We start from the raw sequence: 15,100 nt of genomic DNA, 5'->3' as shown, positions 1-15,100 counted from the left end.
GGATACGAGGCTCAACGTCGCGGGCGCCTGTCGCGGCGCCCTGGCAGGGGGTCCACTCGGCGTGTCGTCCGGCGACTCGACGACGCGCGCACGGCGATCCGTTCAGATCTCGCCGTTCATGATCTTCTCGAAGGTTCGCCAGAAATTGCTGTCCTCAGCGGGCACGCCGGCGACGACCTCGATGACGGTCATGTCCTGGGTCCTGACGAGCATGTTCGCCGGGAACGCGTCTGACTGGAAGAGCGCCCCGAGCTTGTACGAAGGGTCGATCGCCGATGGGTACTTCACCTCATACTGGGTCGTCCAGCGGCGCAGGTCGAGCGCCACCGCCGGCTCGCCCGGATTCCTCCCGTCCGCGAGCTGCATCAGGAACTCGCCGCCCAGCGGCTGATACTTCTCGTAGAGCCTGGGCAGGACTGACTCCGCCTCGATCCTGCAGGGGCCGCACCACACGGACGAGACGTCGATCAGCAGCACCTTCGGCTTCGGCTCGCCAGCGCCGTACTGCGAGCCCTCGGGAAATACCTCCGTCCCGGTCGGGTTGTAGAAGTCGGCGAGCTGAATCGGCTGCATCGTGTCGTTGTCCGCGTCGGCGTTGGCGTACCCGACGAACTGATAGTTCGCGATTACCCGGCCAGGGTTGACCCCGTAGGGACCCGCCGGGTAGCGAGCAGCGTTGGCCGCAGGCTGTCCCGTCCCCTCAGGAAAATCAGGAGCCGGTATGGGATCCTCTTCTCCCGCGCAGCCGACGAGCCCCAGGGTCGCCACGACGCCAAGGGCCATCCCACCGAGAACTGCGTCCATTCGCATGATGCCACCGCCTGAAGTATGGTGTAGGAGTGCTCATTCTTCTGGGCGGCACGGGGGGCGTCAAGGGCAACCTTGTCGCGCCCGTTTCGCTCGGGGGGTGCTTTCCGCAATCTCCGGCCAGGCCCGCCGTGCCTGCCCCATCCGCGGGCGTTTCCCGCGTTGAGGTCCTATGCAGCAGGTTGTCGCCTCTCAGGGCGCCCATCGGCCCCGCTTCCGTCGTATCCACGCGTTTCTGATGCTGGGCTGCCTGGCGATGGGGGCTGCCAGCGCGGGCGGCGCCTGCTCCTCGTCGAGCACTCCGCGGGATGAATGTTTCGGCGGGGTCGTCGTGAACGGCATCTGCGAGGGCAAGTGCGAGCCCGAGCTCTGCCTGGAGGGCAACACCTGCGTGGGCAACCGCTGCGTGCTCAAGTGCAGCAGCCACCTCGAATGCGTCCCTGGTCTCCAGGACTGTATGCCGGCCGAGGAAGATGACACGAACGCCGAGATTTCCGTTTGTCGGTCGAACGGGACGCTCGTGGGCTTCGGAGCGCCCTGTCCGTTCGGTCCCGAGTGCGGCCAGTTCGGGCGTTGCCCCGACGACTCGCCGTGCAACCCGATGCAGTGCAACGGCAACCCCGGCGAGTGCCAGCGCGACACGGCGGCGTGCGGCGACGACCCCGCCTGCAACGCCGGGAAGTGCGCCGACGGCAGCGACTGCTTCATTCCGACGTGCGCTCCCGCCGAGTGCACCTCCCTCGGCCTGGAGTGCCTCGGCAAGGGGGAGGGAGACGCGGAGGCCTACTGCACGCAGCCGCATTGCGCGAGCGACGCGGACTGCCCCGGCGGCTACGAGTGCGCGGTGACCCGCGATCCTCACGCGATCTGCGGCACGGAGAAGGGGGATAACAGCTTCTGCGGCGAGACGACCGAGGAGTGCGTCGACCCCGCCACGTTCGGCGACGGCAACTCCTATGTCGAGGGGTCGTTGTGCCTGCTGCGCACCAACTGCGTCAAGCGCGCCCAGTGCGCGCCGTGCAGCTCCGATCTCGACTGCTCGCTCGTCCCAGGGCAGCGCTGCGTCACGATCGGCGGCGAGAGCCGGTGCGCCCGGGCGTGCAGCGAGGACTCCGACTGCGACCTCGACTACCAGTGCGAGGGCGAGGTGTGCACGCCGCGGTTCGGCGCCTGCGTCGGGGAGGGCAACTTCTGCGAGCCGTGCCGCAACGACACCGACTGCGGTGACGCAGGCTCCACCATGGAGTGCGCCACGACGTTGCGCGGCCAGCGCGCGTGCCTCGATGCGGCGTTGCCGGTCCGGTGCACCATGGACGACCCGACCACGCTGCTGAACGAGAGCAACGCAGAGGACGTCTGCCCGAAGTCGCCCGGAGGGCTCGCCGGGGAGTGCGTGTGCGTCGAGACGAACTCGAACAGGGAATGTGTGGACTCGCGCTGCTACCTGCCGTCGCGCCGGGTCGACCCCAGGGATCAGTCCTCCAAGGTCGCCACCTGCTGGTGAGGAGACCGGCCGGAGGCAGGGCAGGGCGCTGGGGACGCGCAGGGACGACCGATGTCGCCCTGCGCCCGGCCCAAGCGAGCGGCCGCGAGCCCGCTGCGCTCGCCGGTTGACGGGAATCCGGAGCAGTCCTAACTCCTTCGACCCATGGCCATCACGAAGGACGCCGCGCTCGGTGCGCTGGCAAAGGTCGTCGCTCCGGACCTCCAGCGCCCGCTCACGGAGCTCGATCGCGTCCGGGATCTCTCGGTCGAGAACGGCGCGGTGTCGCTCACCGTCGAGCTGACCAGCTACTTCAAGCAGCGGCTCGCGGCGGACATCGAGGCCGCCCTCAAGGGCGCCGGCGCGAAGGACGTCCGGATCGCCTGGGAGGTCAGCATCCCGACGCGCACCATCCTTCCGGACGATCCGTCGCCGCGCGTGAAGAACATCGTCCTCGTGATGAGCGGCAAGGGCGGGGTCGGCAAGAGCACGGTCGCCGCCAACCTGACCCTGGCGCTCAGCCGCGAGGGGGCGAAGGTCGGCCTGCTCGACGCGGACATGTACGGGCCGAGCGTGCCGACCATGCTCGGCGTGATGGGTCGCCCGACGTCCGCCGACGGACAGAAGTTCCTGCCGCTCGAGCGCTTCGGCGTGAAGCTCATGTCCATCGGCTTCCTGCTGGAAGATCCGAGGTCGGCGGTCGTCTGGCGCGGGCCGATGCTCCAGAACGCCCTCATCCAGTTCATGCGCGACGTGGAATGGGGTGAGCTAGATTACCTCGTGCTGGATCTGCCGCCCGGGACCGGGGACATCGCGCTGACGATCTCCCAGAAGATGAGGACCACGGGGGCGATCGTCGTGACGACGCCGCAGGAGGTAGCCCTCCAGGACGTGTACAAATCGGTCTCGATGGCCCAGAAAGTCGGGATCGCCCTGCTCGGCGTGGTCGAGAACGAGAGCTACTTCGTCTGCGACGGGTGCAGCAAGCGGCACGAGCTCTTCGGTGCCGGCGGCGGGCAGAAGATCGCCGAGTTTGCCGAGGCGCCGCTGCTCGGCCAGATCCCCATGGACGCCGCCATCCGGGAGTGGGGCGACGCCGGCACCCCGGTCGTTCAGGCTGCCCCGGGCAGCCCGATCGCGCGCGCTTTCGTGGATGTGGCGGAGCGGCTGGCCGCCCAGGTCAGCGCCCACGACCTCGCGAGCGGGGGCGGCCTGCGCATCGACCGGAGCGGCGGAACGAACAAGCACCTGCCCATCATGCGGTAGGCTCTCGCGTAAACGTCCCGGGTACGTTATGGTTCCGGCCCCTTCCCCCCCAATCAAACCGAGGGGGCCGCTGGAGAGAACGCGAGCACGTTTCGCCCCCATCGGCATGCGTTGTCGCGCGAGGCGCGGATGAATACCCACGAAAATACCACCACGCCGGCGGACGCGCCGGCAGCTCCGGTCGACCAGGGCGGCCCGCTCGAGTCGTCGAACGCTGCGCCCGAGCAGGCAGCCCAAGCTCACGAGGCGGGGTCCACCTCCCCGCCGGAAGCGAGCGGCGAATCCGGCGGAGAAACATCGCCGCAGGCGAGCCCGACCCAGGACGAGGCAACCCCCGCCGCAGCGGCAGCCGCCGCCCAGGCGAGCTCTGCCGACGATGACGACGACTGGGAAGAGCAGCCGGGCGACAACATCGGCAACCGCGTTCCGGGTCTGCCGCGGGATGACATCGGCAACCGCAAGCCGGGTGCTCCGGGCAGGCGGAGCGCTCCGGCGGCCGGGAAGCCCGCGCAAGCCGGGAAGCCCGCGCAGGCAGCGAAGCCGGCGCTGGCCGTCGAGGCTGGCGCGGCCGCGCCGACGGAGGGGGGCGCTGGAAAAAAGCGCCGCCGTCGCCGCCGTCGCAAGGGCGCGGAGGAAGCGGGCCAGCCCGGGGCCGAGGCCGCCGAGGCGGTCGGAGCCGCGGCCGAGGCAGGAGACGCGGAGGCGTCCGACGCTGCAGAGGACGAGGGCGAGGAGGAGCAGGCGGCCGACGAGGCAGGGGGGCAGCCCCAGCCCGGAGGCGAGAAACGCAAGCGGCGCAAGGGTCAAGGCGCGCCGCCGCCGCGCGAGCGCCCGGCCTTCAGCATCGGCGAGGAAGTGTTCGGCAAGGTCAGCAGGATCACTGACCACGCCATCTGGATCGACATCGCTGGCAAGGCCACGGGGCTGTTCGACCGGCGCGAGATCCTCGATGAGGAGCCGCCTGTCGACGGCGACCAGTTCATCGCGACGGTGGCGAGCACCGGGGTGCGCGGGGGCATGCTCCTCCTGTCGAGGGCGCCGGTGCAGCTCGATCAGGCGCGCGCGCGCGCCGAGGCGGCGCTCCAGAGCGGCGAGGCGATCGAAGGGTTCGTGACCGGAGCGGTCAAGGGCGGGCTCGAGGTTGACCTCGGCGGTCTCCGCGCGTTCGCGCCGGCGTCGCACGTCGACCTGCGCCACGGGGCCGACCTCAACTACCTCGTGGGCCAGCGGCTCGACTTCATCGTGACGCAGTTCGCGAAGAAGGGGCGCGACATCGTCGTGTCCCGCCGCAAGATGCTCGAGGAGGAGAACCGGAAGGCGCGCACCGAGGCGCTCACGTCGATCGAGCCCGGCTCGCTGCACAAGGGCGTCGTGCGCAAGGTCGTCGCGTGGGGCGTGTTCGTCGCGCTCCCCGACGCCGGCGGCGTCGAGGGGCTGGTCCACATGAGCGAGGCGAGCCACGACCGCGGCGCCAAGCTGGCCGACCTGTTCAAGCCGGGCGCCGAGATCGACGTGAAGGTCCTGCGCGTCGACGACAAGGGCAAGCTCTGGCTGAGCCGCAAGGCCGCCACGGTCGACCCGTGGGACGCGGTGAAGGACAAGTACGCGGTCGGGACGCGCCACAAGGGCAAGGTCGCTCGCCTGCAGCCGTTCGGCGCCTTCGTCGAACTCGAGCCGGGCATCGATGGGCTCATCCACACGGCCGATCTGTCGATGAAGCCGATCCAGCACCCGGACGAGGTCGTGAAGGTCGGCGACGACATCGACGTGGTGGTCGCGAGCTGCGACGCCGCGGCCCGGCGGATCGGGCTCCACCCCGCCCCGCCCGAGGGCGAGGAGGCCGAGCCGCGCCAGCGCGTGCAGCAGGGCAGGCCGGTGAAGGTCGCCGTCACGCAGGTGACGGAAGGGGGGCTCGTCGTCCGGGTGCTCGGCGCCACGGGCCGGGCGGCCCGCGGCTTCATCCCGGCCGGCCACACGGGCACGCAGCGCGGCACCGACCTTCGCAAGGAGTTCCCCATCGGAACCCAGCTCGACGCGAAGGTCATCGAGGTGGATCCGCGCCGGGGAGAGGCGAAGCTGTCGATCCGCGCCCTCAAGGAGGACGCCGAGAAGCAGGCGTACCAGCAGTACCGCGCCGGCGTCGCGCGCGAAGCCAAGTTCGGCACGTTCGCCGACCTGATGAAGAAGAGCTGAGCCTGGAGGCGCGCGCCGCCCGCGCGGCCGCGCCTCCGCCTTCCCCGGGTCGCCGCGGCGGTCCGGGGGAGCGCGCGCTACTCGCGCCCGAGCGCGTTCACCGGATCCATGCGCGCGGCCCGACGCGCCGGGAAGAACCCGAAGACGATCCCGATCGCCGTGCTCACCCCGAGCGCGACGCCGAGCGCCACGGGCTCGAGCTTCATCGGCCAGCCGAGGGCGCTCGAGAACCCGAGGATGACGCCGTACCCGAGCGCGCTGCCGACCAGGCCGCCGAGCGTGGCGAGCACGAGCGCCTCGAGCAGAAACTGCAGCAGGATGTCGATCTCCCGGGCGCCGATGGCCATCCGGATGCCGATCTCCCGGGTGCGCTCCGTGACCGACACCAGCATGATGTTCATCACGCCGATGCCGCCGACGACGAGCGACACCGCCGCGATGCTGACGAGCAATGCGGAGAGCGCCGCGAAGATCGCGTCCTGCATGGCCTGGAACTCCGCCTGGCTCCGGACGGCGAAGTCGTCCTCGTCGCCCTCGCCGATGCGGTGCCGCTGCCGGAGGATCGCCTCGGCCTGCTGCCTGGCGCGCTCGGACGTCTCGGCCGACGTCGAGCTCAGCAGGATCGCGTGCACCTCGCCCGGCCGCGTGGCGACGACGTGCGACCGCATCGTGGTGATGGGCATCAGCACGATGTCGTCCTGGCTCTGCCCGAAGGGCGACGCCCCCTTCTCCTCGAGCACGCCGAGCACGCGGTAGGCCTGTCGGCCGACCCGCACCATGCGGCCGATCGGGTCGAGCGATCCGAACAGATCCCGCGCGGTCTGCGCGCCGATCACGACGACCTTCTCGGAGAGGTTCTCCGAGGCGGGGCTCCACGCCTCTCCCTGGGCCACCTTCCAGCTTCGGATTTCGAAGTAGCTGAGGCGCGTGCCGACGAGCGTCGGGCTCGAGTTCTGGCCCTCGTAGATGACCTGGGCGCTCGACCTGAGGAAAGGCGCCGCGAGCCGGATGCTCGTCGACTCGCGCAGGAGCGCCTGGCTGTCGAGCTCCGAGAGCTTCGCGCCCGTGGTGCTGCGGACGCCCGAGGCGCGGGCGGAGCGCGCGAAGACGATGAGCGAGTTGGAGCCGAGGTTCGAGATCTGCGCGTTGACGTTGGCGCGCGCGCCGCTCGCCAGCGCGGTGACGGTGACCACGGCCGCGACGCCGATGGTGATCCCGAGGATCGTGAGCCCCGCGCGGAGCTTGTTCCGGCGGACGGCGCGCAGCGCGATCACGACCGCCGACAAGACGCGGGTGAGCGCCGCGATCATTCGTGCCTCAGGGCGGTGATGGGATCCTGACGCGCGGCGCGGCGCGCCGGGAAGAACCCGAAGACGACCCCGATCGTGGCGCTCGTCCCCACCGCGACGGCGACCGCGCTGAGCGGCAACGTCATGCTCCAGCCGAGCGCCGCGGCGAAGATCTGGATGAGGCCGAGCCCCGCGCCGAGCCCCATCAGGCCGCCGATGAGCGACAGGGTGATCGCCTCGACAAGGAACTGGACCAGGATGTCGCCCTCCGAGGCGCCGATCGCCATGCGGATGCCGATCTCGCGCGTCCGCTCGGTGACGCTGACCAGCATGATGTTCATGACGCCGATGCCGCCGACGAGGAGCGAGACAGCGGCGATCGAGGACAGGAGCATCGTCAAGGTGTCGATGATCCGCTCCTGGGAGGCCCGGAACTCCGCCTGCGTGCGGATCACGAAATCCGGCTCATCGTCGGGCGCGATCTGGCGGCGCTGCCGGAGGATCCGGTCGATCTGCTCCACCGCGCGGTCGACGGTCCGCTCGCTGGTCGCGGCCGCGATGAGCATCTGCACCCTGCCCGGCGCGCTCGGCACGACGCGCGACCGGAAGCTGCCGATCGGCATGAGCAGCCGGTCGTCCTGGTCCTCGCCGAACGGCGATTGCCCCTTCTTCGCGAGCACCCCGATCACCCGGAACGGGTGCTTGCCGATCCGGATGTACTGCCCCACCGCCTCGTCCGAGCCGAACAGGTTCTCCCGGACGGTCTCGCCGATGACGCAGACCTTCGTCTTGAGCTGCTCGTCTGCCTCGGTCCAGCCGTCGCCCTTGTCGACGCTGTACGACAGGATCTCGAGGTAGCTCCGCGTCACGCCCATGATCTGCGTCGCGACGTTGGCTTCTCCGGCCACGATCTGCATCGAGGTCGAGCTGAACGGGCTCAGCGCGGCCACGCTGATCGACTCCTTCAGGATCGCGGCCCCGTCGGCCTCCGACATCCGCACGCTGTCGCGGCGCTTCAGCCCCGACGCCTGCGTCGACTGCGGGAAGATGTAGATCGAGCTCGCGCCCAGGCCCGAGATCTCGCCCAGGATGCGGTTGCGCACGCCCGTCCCGAGCGCCACGACGACCACCACGGCCGCGACCCCGATGAGGATGCCGAGCACCGTCAGGGCGGCGCGGAGCTTCGAGCGGACGATGGCGCGCAGCGCGATCCGGATGGCGGCGAAGTACCCCCTCACGGCGCCTGCTCGTGGGCCTCCGCCTCGGGCCGCGGCAGCGCGGCCAGCGCCTCGGCCGCATCGACGGGACGGTCGTTCCTGAGATCGCTGCGGACCTCGCCGTCGCGCATCGTGATCACGCGGCTCGCGCAGGCGGCGATGTCCGGCTCGTGCGTGACGAGGACGATGGTGATCCCGTCCAGGTTGAGCCGCTGCAGGAGCCCGAGCACCTCGAAGCTCGTGCGGGTGTCGAGGTTGCCCGTGGGCTCATCGGCGAGGAGCAGCGGCGGCGAGGTGACGAGCGCCCTCGCGATGGCGACGCGCTGCTGCTGGCCGCCCGAGAGCTGGTTCGGCGTGTGGTGCAGGCGCTCGGCCAGCCCCACCGCGCCGAGCGCGTCGAGCGCCCGCTTGCGCCGCTCCGCGGCGCCGATGCCCCGGTAGACGAGCGGCAGCTCCACGTTCTCGAGCGCCGTGGTCCGCGGCAGCAGGTTGAACCCCTGAAAGACGAACCCGATCAGGCGGTTCCTTACGATGGCGCGCGCGTCGTTGCTGCGCCGGGTGACGTCGAGCCCGTCGAGCCGGTACGTGCCCCGCGTCGGCCGGTCCAGGCACCCGATGATGTTCATCAAGGTGCTCTTGCCCGAGCCGCTCTGCCCGACGATCGCGACGAAATCACCGTGCTGGATCGTCAGATCCACGTGGCGAAGCGCCCTCACGACGACGGCCTCGGTCGTGTAGTCCTTGCCGACGCTCGAGAGCTCGATGAGCGGCTCGTCTCGGAGCACGGCGGCGACGCCCTGGCTCTGCGGCAGCATCGCGCCTCAGAACAGCCGGGGGCCGCGCCCCCTGCCGCCCGACGACGGACCATCGTTCTCGTCGGTGACGACCTTGACCGGCCCGAGATCGGTCGACAGCGCGGTGAAGATGCCGTCGGTGATCCCGACATCGACGACGCGCGGCTCGATCTTCTCCGCGCCCGGCGTCGCGTCGGTCAGCACGTAGACGCGGCCCTTCTTCGGCGGGAGCGGCTCGAGGGGCGGCCCCTTGATCTCCTTGCCGTCCTTGTCCCGCTCCGGCGCCGGCTTGAACCGGAGCGCCGCGTTCGGCAGCCGCCGCACCCCCCTGGCCTCGGCGGACCGGATGCTCACCGTCGCCGTCATCCCCGGCCGCAGCTTGATGTCGGGGTTGTCGACCTCGACGACCGCCGCGTACGTCACCACGCCGGACTGGTTCAGGGGGCTGTAGCGCACCTGGCTCACCGTCCCCCGGAACGTCTCGCCCGGGAACGCGTCGACGCTGACGTCGGCCTCCATGGCCTCGCGGAGCCGCCCGACGTCCGCCTCGTCGATGTCGGCGAGCACGCGCATCTTGCGGAGATCCTGGGCGATCACGAAGAGCGTGGGCGCCTGGAAGCTCGCCGCCACGGTCTGCCCGGGATCGATCGCGCGGCTGATGACGACGCCGTCGATGGGCGAGAAGATGCGCGTGTACTGGAGGTTCGTCGTGGAGGAGCGGAGCACCGCCCTGAGCTGGGCCACCTGCGCCTTCGAGGCCGCGAGATCGGCGAGCGCCACGTCGTAGGCGCCCTGCGCCGTGTCCAGGTCGGCCTGCGAGCCGACCCCCTCCGCGACCATCTTCTTCGCGCGGTCGAGCCGCTGCTTGGCCGTCCCGAGCGACGCCTCGGCGCGCACGACGCTCGCGTTCGCCGCCTCGAGCTGCGCCTGGTTCGAGTCGATCTGCGCCCCGAACAGCGTCGGATCGATCTCGGCGAGCACGTCGCCGGCCTTCACGATGCTGTTGAAGTCCACGTAAACCTTGGTGATTCGCCCGGAGACCTGCGCGCCGACCTGCACCTCGGTGAGCGGCTTCACCTGCCCCGTCGACTGCACCACCTCGACAACGTCGCCCGTGGTGACGTCGCCCGTGACGTAGCGCGGCGGCGGCGGCGGCCTCGTCTGGATGCGCCACACCACGATCGCCGCGACGATCGCGGCGATCGCCGCGAGGACGCCGAGCCGCCCGAGCCAGCGCTTCGTGCCCACCCGGGAGAGCTCCTGCTCCAGGCTCTCTCTCCCGCGTGGGAGGGGCGGCGCCCCCTCGCGGGGGCCCCGGGGCGGCGCGCCGCCGTGGGACCCGTGAGGCGCAGGGGCGGCCGAGGTCGGTCGCGCCGCGCCCGGCGGCGCATCGCTGGGGCGAGCGCGCTTCGCCTCCGGACCGACCTGCGCGGCCGAGTCCGACGCGTCGAGAGGGTCGCGACCGGTCGCCCGAGCCATGGAATCGGCCATCGGACGTCCTCATAGCATGCCGCCCGCGCCAGCGCGGCTCGCTTGAAACCGCGGAACCGCCGTGGCACACCAACGCCGCCTATGGAGTCGCTGCCCATCGCAACGGACACGGTCGTCACGCTGTCCTACGTCCTCTTCAACGAGAAAGGCGAGGCGGTCGACCAGGCGCCCGCCGCGGAGCCGCTCATCTACGTGCACGGATACGCTCAGATCGTGCCCGGTCTGGAGCGCGCCCTCGAGGGGCTGCGCGCCGGCGAGCAGCGCGAGATCACCGTCGCGCCGGAAGACGCCTTCGGCGAGCGCGAGGACTCCGGCATCTTCGAGGTCGACAAGGCCGACTTCCCGGACGCGGGCGAGGTCGAGGTCGGCGACGAGTTCGTCGCCCAGGGGCCGGACGGAGAGCCGGTCGCGCTCCGGGTCGTCGACATCCTCCCCGATGGCTTCCGGGTCGACACGAACCACCCCCTGGCGGGCCAGAAGGTGCGCTTTCAGGTCCAGGTCAGCGACGTGCGCGCCGCCAGCGAGGAGGAGATCGCGCAGGCTCAGGCCGAGCTCGAGGAGCGCATCGAGGAGTCCGAGAGCGGCGGGTGCTGCGATCACGATCACGATCACGATCATGACCACGGGCACAGCCACGATCACGAGCACGGGGAACCGCTCGTGACGCTCTCGAAGAAGTCGTCATAAGCCCGCCGCGAACTGGCGGGTCTGTCCGAGGAGATCACAACATGACCGTGGGTGAGAAGGGCAAGCTGACGGAGCTGGACCTCGATCGCCGGGTGCGCGAGCGCCTGCTGGCGAGCGGGACGCTCAGCGCCGCGACCATCGAGTCGCACCTCGCGAGCTTGCAGGACGTGGAGGAGCAATCCGAGATGATCGCCGTCGATCAGCCGGCGCTCGGCGCGTCAACGCATGGACCGCGGGTCGAGCCTGAGCTCGACGACGAAGGGACAGAGTGAGCGACGCGACGGATCAGGAGGACCTCCCTCCGCTCGGGGCTTCACCGGAGCTGCCGACGCTCGACTTCTCGACGTTCGTGCTGTCGATCATCGGCTCCGCCTACGTGCACCTGGGCGACGCGCCCAACCCTGAGGGCAGCGAGGAGCGAAACCTGGTCCTCGCACACCAGGACATCGACCTGCTCACCCTGCTCCAGGAGAAGACCAAGGGGAACCTCACGGGCGACGAGGAACGGCTGCTCGAAACGGCGCTCTACGATCTGCGGATGCGCTACCTCGAGGTCTCGAAGCGGTCGTGACCGCCGGCGCCAGGGCTCTCTCGTGGGTCCTGCTCGCCGGGCTGGTCGCCGCGTGCAGCAAGGCCTCCCCTGGCCACACCTCGAACGCCAGCAGCTCCTCGGTCCCTTCGGGCGCCGTGCCCGTGGTGGCCACCCCGCCGCCTCCCCCCGCCCCGCCACCTCCTTCCATCGTCCGCTCCGAGGGCATGCCGGGCTCCTTCGCGCCGCTCGCGCGCCGGGCCGACCCGGCGGTCGCGACGGTCAAGGCCCGCGTCGAGCGGCAGCAGCCGGGCGGCCGTCGCCGCACGGTCGCCGAGGGGCTCGGGACCGCCTTCGTCTACGACCCCGAGGGCTACCTGCTGACGAACAACCACGTGATCGAGGGCGCGACCGACATCCTCGTGAGCTTCGTCGACGGCCGCGACATCAAGGCGACCGTCGTCGGCCGCGACAAGCACACGGACGTCGCCGTGCTGAAGGTCGATGAGAAGGGGCTCCCGTCGCTTCCCCTGGGCGACTCGGATTTCATCGAGGTCGGCGACTGGGTCGTGGCGATCGGCAACCCCTTCGGCCTCTCCCACACGGTCTCGGCGGGCATCCTCTCCGCCAAGGGCCGCACCCGGGATGACGTGAAGGGGCTCGATCCGAGCGGCTATTTCAATTTCCTCCAGACGGACGCGAGCATCAACCCGGGCAACTCCGGCGGCCCGCTCCTGAACCTCAAGGGCGAGGTTGTCGGCATCAACGCGGCCGTGCGCGCCAACGCCAACAACATCGGCTTCGCGATCCCGATCAACATGGTGCGGCAGCTCCTGCCGATGCTGCTGCGCGACGGGAAGATCCGGCGGAGCCAGGTCGGGGTGATCGTCGACGTCCTCAACTCGATCGAGGCGGGGCGGCTCAAGCGTCCCGATCGCAAGGGGGCCTGGGTGAAGACGGTGGTGGCGGGGGGGCCCGCGGAGCGGGCCGGGATCGCGCCGGACGACGTGATCATCGGCTTCGAGGGCAACGCGATTTCCGACCCGAACGAGCTGCGGTGGATGGCGAGCATCGCGGGCGTGAACAAGACCGTTACGCTCCGCGTCGCCCGGCTCGAGCGGGTCTTCGATGTGCGCCTCACGCTCGGCGAGCTCCCCGAGATCAACGAAGAGCCCGATGAGCCGTGAGCCGGGCGGTCCCTGTCTCCTGTCCGGCGCGCTCGCCAGCCGCCGCAGGTCCCACGAGGCAACCTGCGTCGCGGTGTTCCTTGTCCCCCGGCCTCCTCAGGTAAGCTGACCCCGTGGCCTCTGCACCTGCCCCCCCGGACGAGCTTGAGCGGGTCGCGCCCCCCGGCGACCCCGGCGACAAGCCGGGAGAACCGGAAGGCGACGACCCGTCCGCGGACGGTGACCGTCGTGACGCAAAGCAGCTTCATGCGCGCCTGAATAGCGCTTCGGCCCGTGCGTCCAATCGCGAGGCACGACGGCGAGAGGCGGAGGAGGATCGTGAGCTCATCGAGCGGGCGCAGCAAGGTGACCAGGCGGCATTCCGCTCGCTCGTGGAACGGCACCAGCGCAGGGCCTTCGCGATCGCCATGGGGCTCGTGCGCGACGAGAACGACGCGCGCGAGCTGGTGCAGGACGCCTTTCTCCGGGTCTACAAGGGCCTCGGCTCCTTTCAGGGCGGCTCGTCGTTCTTCACCTGGCTCTACCGGATCGTCACGAACCTGGCGATCGACCTCATGCGGAAGCCGGGACGCCGCGACCTCGAGTTCCAGGAAAACCAGGCTGCCGAAGATCAGTCCGATTTCCCGCTCGTCGCTCGGATCGATGGCGCCGACCCCCTCAACGTCGTCCGGCGCCGGGAGATCGCCGGGCGCATTCAGGCCGCGCTCGACGCGCTGCCTCCTTACCATCGGGGGGTCATCCTGATGCGCGAGGTCGAGGGGATGTCCTACGAGGAGATGGCTCAGGCCATGGGGGTCTCGAAGGGGACGATCATGAGCCGCCTGTTCCATGCTCGTCAGAAGCTTCAGCGTGCCCTCGCTGACTGTTACGCGGAGGAAGAGGGCAAGGGCCCCGCAGCGGACCCGGAGGAGATCGCGTGAGTACCGCCAACAGCAGCAAGGCGAACCACGGGGAGGCGAGCGCCCCGCCGACGGATCTGGAGCTGATGCTCTACGTCGACGGTGAGCTCGATGAAGCGCGGCACCGGCAGGTGGAGGACCATGTGCTCCACGACCCGCGCTGCCGCGCGAAGGTCGCAGGGCTCGTCACGGCGTCCGACATGATCCGGGCCAGCGCGCTGGCCTCCGGCGCGGGGGACAGCATCGCCGACGCGGTGATGGCGAAGATCGGCGAGGGCGCGGTCGCGAAGATCGGCGAGGGCGCGGTCGCGAAGATCGACGGCGGCGCTGCCGCGCGGCCGCTCGCCGTGTCGCCGTCGGGCGAGCCACCTCGCAGCCCGGCGCGCCCCCGCGGAGCGCCGGCCAACGACAACGCGCGCGGGATCTTCGCGCTGACGGCGCTCGCGGTAGCCGCGGCCGCCGCGCTGATGGTCTGGGGCCGGATGGACGTCGAGGCGCCTACCGCGGCGCTGCCGGCGCGGACGGTCCCCGAGGCGCTCGCCCCTGCGCCCGCGGCGCCGCCGAGCGAGCCCGCCGCCGCGCCGAGCGCCGAGGGCGAGATCGCGCCCGGCGTCGAGATCGCCGCGGTCGACTTCGGGGCGCGCATGGGCACCATCTTCTACGTTCCGCGGGAGGCCGTGGCCTCAGGCCCGACGACCACGGTGGTTTGGCTCTCCGATGACGGTCCGGGAGGACAGTGATGAGATTTCTTGCGAGTGCGATCACCGCGATGATGGTCCTGGCGCTCGGCGCGAGCCCTTCCCCTGCCGTCGCGCAAGAGAAGGCGCCGGCCCCCGCGCCGCCGGCGCCGTCCGAGGCCGCGGTGACGTCCGAGGTCGTGGTCCTCCACGCGACGAACGACGGGACCGGCATCGATCCGAAGATCGGCAAGATGCCCGAGCTCGGGAAGCCGCCGTTCTCGGCGTACAACAGCTACAAGCTCCTCGATCGGCTGAAGATCAGCCTGCAGAAGGGCAAGCCGACGACCACCAAGCTGCCGAACGGCAGCGTCCTCATGGTGTCGCTGAAGGACGTCGTGGCCGCGAAGAAGCAGGACGAGCCGAAGCGCTTCGTCATCAGCGCGAGCATCCAGAAGCCCGGCGGCAACACGTTCCTGCCGCTGCTCGAGGTGAACGCCAAGGCCGGCGAGAATTTCTTCGTGGCGGGTCAGCAGCACCTAGGCGGCGTGCTCGTGCTCGGTGTCAAGGTCGCGCCCTGA

At 70.5% G+C, this 15,100-nt stretch carries 15 protein-coding genes; 10 read left to right on the top strand and 5 right to left on the bottom strand.

Translation table 11 applies throughout. The annotated features are described in order from the left end of the window. Positions 1-102: 102 nt before the first annotated feature. Complete coding sequence (locus WMF42_RS35660) at positions 103-804, bottom strand: TlpA family protein disulfide reductase (protein WP_233562228.1); 702 nt, start codon at positions 802-804, stop codon at positions 103-105. Between the two features lie 241 nt (positions 805-1,045). On the opposite strand from WMF42_RS35660, the gene WMF42_RS35655 reads away from it, so the two are divergent. The 3 genes from WMF42_RS35655 (at position 1,046) to WMF42_RS35645 (ending at position 5,749) form a co-directional block, all read left to right on the top strand. Further along, positions 1,046-2,311 (top strand): hypothetical protein, encoded by a 1,266-nt coding sequence (locus tag WMF42_RS35655; RefSeq protein ID WP_233562230.1) that lies wholly within the window; start codon positions 1,046-1,048, stop codon positions 2,309-2,311. A gap of 144 nt (positions 2,312-2,455) precedes the next feature. After that, positions 2,456-3,556, top strand: coding sequence for an Mrp/NBP35 family ATP-binding protein (locus WMF42_RS35650; protein WP_061611117.1), 1,101 nt, complete (start codon positions 2,456-2,458; stop codon positions 3,554-3,556). Positions 3,557-3,685: 129 nt separating this feature from the next. Further along, a complete protein-coding gene (locus tag WMF42_RS35645; RefSeq protein WP_061611142.1) occupies positions 3,686-5,749 on the top strand; it encodes a S1 RNA-binding domain-containing protein in 2,064 nt (687 codons plus the stop codon). Positions 5,750-5,826: 77 nt separating this feature from the next. On the opposite strand, the gene WMF42_RS35640 is transcribed toward WMF42_RS35645, so the two are convergent. Genes WMF42_RS35640 through WMF42_RS35625 form a run of 4 tightly spaced genes read right to left on the bottom strand, consistent with a single transcriptional unit; the run spans position 5,827 to position 10,540 of the window. After that, positions 5,827-7,059, bottom strand: coding sequence for an ABC transporter permease (locus tag WMF42_RS35640; RefSeq protein WP_061611118.1), 1,233 nt, complete (start codon positions 7,057-7,059; stop codon positions 5,827-5,829). Next, a complete protein-coding gene (locus WMF42_RS35635; protein ID WP_437687506.1) occupies positions 7,056-8,276 on the bottom strand; it encodes an ABC transporter permease in 1,221 nt (406 codons plus the stop codon). Before WMF42_RS35635 ends, WMF42_RS35640 begins: the two co-directional genes overlap by 4 nt. Next, positions 8,273-9,070, bottom strand: coding sequence for an ABC transporter ATP-binding protein (locus tag WMF42_RS35630; protein ID WP_061611120.1), 798 nt, complete (start codon positions 9,068-9,070; stop codon positions 8,273-8,275). The genes WMF42_RS35635 and WMF42_RS35630 overlap by 4 nt, the downstream gene beginning before the upstream one ends. A 6-nt stretch (positions 9,071-9,076) precedes the next feature. Beyond that, entirely contained in the window at positions 9,077-10,540 is a 1,464-nt protein-coding gene (locus WMF42_RS35625; RefSeq protein WP_437687503.1) for an efflux RND transporter periplasmic adaptor subunit, read from the bottom strand. Between the two features lie 81 nt (positions 10,541-10,621). Between WMF42_RS35625 and WMF42_RS35620 the strand changes: the two genes are divergently transcribed. The 7 genes from WMF42_RS35620 (at position 10,622) to WMF42_RS35590 (ending at position 15,100) form a co-directional block, all read left to right on the top strand. Then, complete coding sequence (locus tag WMF42_RS35620) at positions 10,622-11,227, top strand: FKBP-type peptidyl-prolyl cis-trans isomerase (protein ID WP_434043115.1); 606 nt, start codon at positions 10,622-10,624, stop codon at positions 11,225-11,227. 41 nt (positions 11,228-11,268) lie between these two features. Further along, on the top strand, positions 11,269-11,499 hold the full coding sequence (locus tag WMF42_RS35615) for a hypothetical protein (RefSeq protein WP_061611123.1): 231 nt from the start codon (positions 11,269-11,271) through the stop codon (positions 11,497-11,499). Then, positions 11,496-11,798, top strand: a complete 303-nt coding sequence (locus WMF42_RS35610; RefSeq protein WP_061611124.1) for a DUF1844 domain-containing protein — start codon at positions 11,496-11,498, stop codon at positions 11,796-11,798. Before WMF42_RS35615 ends, WMF42_RS35610 begins: the two co-directional genes overlap by 4 nt. After that, the gene (locus WMF42_RS35605; protein WP_233562233.1) at positions 11,795-12,943 is read left to right on the top strand and encodes a S1C family serine protease; all 1,149 of its coding nucleotides are present in this window, start codon (positions 11,795-11,797) and stop codon (positions 12,941-12,943) included. The genes WMF42_RS35610 and WMF42_RS35605 overlap by 4 nt, the downstream gene beginning before the upstream one ends. Positions 12,944-13,056: 113 nt before the next feature. Then, complete coding sequence (locus tag WMF42_RS35600) at positions 13,057-13,863, top strand: sigma-70 family RNA polymerase sigma factor (protein WP_061611126.1); 807 nt, start codon at positions 13,057-13,059, stop codon at positions 13,861-13,863. Next, positions 13,860-14,582, top strand: coding sequence for an anti-sigma factor family protein (locus tag WMF42_RS35595; RefSeq protein ID WP_061611127.1), 723 nt, complete (start codon positions 13,860-13,862; stop codon positions 14,580-14,582). Before WMF42_RS35600 ends, WMF42_RS35595 begins: the two co-directional genes overlap by 4 nt. Next, positions 14,582-15,100, top strand: a complete 519-nt coding sequence (locus tag WMF42_RS35590) for a hypothetical protein (protein WP_061611128.1) — start codon at positions 14,582-14,584, stop codon at positions 15,098-15,100. The genes WMF42_RS35595 and WMF42_RS35590 overlap by 1 nt, the downstream gene beginning before the upstream one ends.

It is taken from the genome of Sorangium sp. So ce176 (assembly GCF_051519835.1).
GTDB lineage: Bacteria > Myxococcota_A > Polyangia > Polyangiales > Polyangiaceae > Sorangium > Sorangium cellulosum_G.
Note: the sequence above shows the minus strand (reverse complement) of the source record. Positions and strands in the feature narration are given on the sequence as shown.

What these genes read in the sequence shown, in the direction of transcription:
- WMF42_RS35660 (WP_233562228.1), bottom strand. Translation starts at nt 804, where the DNA reads ATGGACGCAGTTCTCGGTGGGATGGCCCTTGGCGTCGTGGCGACCCTG.
- WMF42_RS35655 (WP_233562230.1), top strand. Translation starts at nt 1,046, where the DNA reads ATGCTGGGCTGCCTGGCGATGGGGGCTGCCAGCGCGGGCGGCGCCTGC.
- WMF42_RS35650 (WP_061611117.1), top strand. Translation starts at nt 2,456, where the DNA reads ATGGCCATCACGAAGGACGCCGCGCTCGGTGCGCTGGCAAAGGTCGTC.
- WMF42_RS35645 (WP_061611142.1), top strand. Translation starts at nt 3,686, where the DNA reads ATGAATACCCACGAAAATACCACCACGCCGGCGGACGCGCCGGCAGCT.
- WMF42_RS35640 (WP_061611118.1), bottom strand. Translation starts at nt 7,059, where the DNA reads ATGATCGCGGCGCTCACCCGCGTCTTGTCGGCGGTCGTGATCGCGCTG.
- WMF42_RS35630 (WP_061611120.1), bottom strand. Translation starts at nt 9,070, where the DNA reads ATGCTGCCGCAGAGCCAGGGCGTCGCCGCCGTGCTCCGAGACGAGCCG.
- WMF42_RS35625 (WP_437687503.1), bottom strand. Translation starts at nt 10,540, where the DNA reads ATGGCCGATTCCATGGCTCGGGCGACCGGTCGCGACCCTCTCGACGCG.
- WMF42_RS35620 (WP_434043115.1), top strand. Translation starts at nt 10,622, where the DNA reads ATGGAGTCGCTGCCCATCGCAACGGACACGGTCGTCACGCTGTCCTAC.
- WMF42_RS35615 (WP_061611123.1), top strand. Translation starts at nt 11,269, where the DNA reads ATGACCGTGGGTGAGAAGGGCAAGCTGACGGAGCTGGACCTCGATCGC.
- WMF42_RS35590 (WP_061611128.1), top strand. Translation starts at nt 14,582, where the DNA reads ATGAGATTTCTTGCGAGTGCGATCACCGCGATGATGGTCCTGGCGCTC.